Origin of the sequence: Bacillus sp. JJ1764, from assembly GCF_036962145.1 — a bacterium.
GTDB lineage: Bacteria > Bacillota > Bacilli > Bacillales > Cytobacillaceae > Neobacillus.
Map to the genome: position 1 here is coordinate 1 of NZ_JBALNY010000254.1, position 1,833 is coordinate 1,833.

Below are 1,833 nucleotides of genomic sequence, written 5' to 3' on the forward strand. Positions count from 1 at the left end.
CCCGGATTTTGATTTTTAACCCTAGTTCAGGAACGCAGATACCCTTTTAACGATCTTCTTTTCAATTTTTTTAGAGAACTGACAACTTAAGAATTTGTAGAGAATCTTAATTATTTTTCACCAAGAACAGTAATGTTTATATTCCATCGTGGATGCATGACCAAGTTGTTATTTTCATCAAATTCAATAGCAATATGAATATCATCATCACCTTCAGTAAGAATCGCCACTCTTTTATTTTCTATGTCTATGTACGGCTTTAAATCTCCTGTTAATTCAATTTGCCAGTCAAAAAAGTGCATATATTTTACCTCCAATCTCACTGGGACTTAATCGAAATTACTTCCCCCTTTTCATCAAAAGCATGCTTAAAATCAAACGCAAAAGGAGTGGGGCCATTTTGAATATAATACCGGTATCTATTAAAAGCTTCCTTCCAGGAAACATCTCCTACCTTATCGGTCCACCATATAACATAGGAAAGGTGTTTCTCTTGATAAGTCGCCATCCATTTGCTCCTATCCCGCAATGCCTGCTTATGAAGACCAGAATACGTAAAATTATATAAGGATTGAAGACTTTTCCATACCGTTAATGTAATAACAGGGAATCCTTCTTCCCTAGTGACTTCTTCAGGAAAAGGGACCCTATCTGGTGAAAAAATCTCTAGTAGTTGTCCTGATTTAGCGGCTTGACGAACAATCTCCTCTCCCACTTCAAAAAAGTCCTTTGAAGCTGGGTGATGATAGGGGTGACTTAGCCTACCAACTGTATAAATTGAAACAAAACTCATGATCATTCCTCCATCTATAGTGTTCACCTATTTATATTCAAATTAGAGGGGGTTTCATAACTAATAGAACCTTATCTAAATAAAAAGAATATTTGCTCAAAAACTGAACAAATATCCTTTGTGACTCTACATCACCCGCTTAAACATCTTTTCCATCTCATACACAGAATAGTGCACAATGATCGGTCTGCCGTGTGGGCAGGTAAATGGATCGGATGCTTTTCGTAAGTCATCGAGTAATGTTTGGATTTCATCATTGCGCAAATGGCGGTTTGCTTTTATCGACGCTTTACAGCTCATCATAATTGCCGCTTCCTCGCGTAGCTTTTTAATATCCACTTTTTTCATGGATAATAGCTGTTCAATCATTTCTTCAATGATTTCCTTCTCTTCACCCTTTGGCAGCCATTGAGGATGAGATCGTACAACGAAGCTGTTTAAGCCAAACTCTTCCAGAAATACACCGACTTTTTCCAGTTCATCCTTGTATTCCATAATTTTTAAATAGTCATCGGTGGAATACTCAAACGTTAATGGCATCAGTATTTCCTGGAGCTCCGGTTCTACGCGACCGACTTTTTCCCGGAAATACTCATATTTCAACCGTTCCTGGGCGGCGTGTTGGTCAATAATATATAGTCCATTTTCATTTTGGGCAAAAATATAAGTCCCGTGCATTTGCCCGATTGGGTACATACGGGGTACCCTGCTTTCTGTTTTAGGCTCTTCAACGGGTTTGACTTCCTCCTCCACGACCGGTCCCACTCTTTTAGAAAAACCAGCAAACGGGTCAACGGATGTCCAAGTATCCTCCGCTTCCACCTTTTCGGGAAAGTTTTCACGGATTGTGATCGGAGCAGTCCAAGGCCTTTCAACCTCAACAGGTTTAATTGTCTCTTCTTCCTCGAATTTTTGGGAAGTGCTTGTTCCCTCATCCAATACTAGAGTAGTTTGCTCTGTCTTCGGTGTTTCTTTTTTCACATGCGTATAAGCCGTTGGAATCAGCACTTTTGATTTAAAGGTATCTTTAATCGTTGTGG

Annotated in this window: 2 protein-coding genes and 1 pseudogene; all 3 read right to left on the minus strand. The window is 39.3% G+C overall.

What is annotated here, in order from left to right; all coding sequences use genetic code 11:
- Nucleotides 1–110 precede the first annotated feature (110 nt).
- Nucleotides 111–302: a hypothetical protein gene (locus V7083_RS23500; RefSeq protein WP_335482621.1), complete on the minus strand. Its 192-nt coding sequence runs from the start codon at nt 300–302 to the stop codon at nt 111–113.
- 17 nt (nt 303–319) lie between these two features.
- Nucleotides 320–793, minus strand: a complete 474-nt coding sequence (locus V7083_RS23505; RefSeq protein WP_335482623.1) for a DUF3291 domain-containing protein — start codon at nt 791–793, stop codon at nt 320–322.
- A gap of 126 nt (nt 794–919) precedes the next feature.
- Nucleotides 920–1,833, minus strand: a pseudogene (locus tag V7083_RS23510) (DNA mismatch repair endonuclease MutL); the annotation flags it as partial.

What these genes read in the sequence shown, in the direction of transcription:
- V7083_RS23500 (WP_335482621.1), bottom strand. Translation starts at nt 302, where the DNA reads ATGCACTTTTTTGACTGGCAAATTGAATTAACAGGAGATTTAAAGCCG.
- V7083_RS23505 (WP_335482623.1), bottom strand. Translation starts at nt 793, where the DNA reads ATGAGTTTTGTTTCAATTTATACAGTTGGTAGGCTAAGTCACCCCTAT.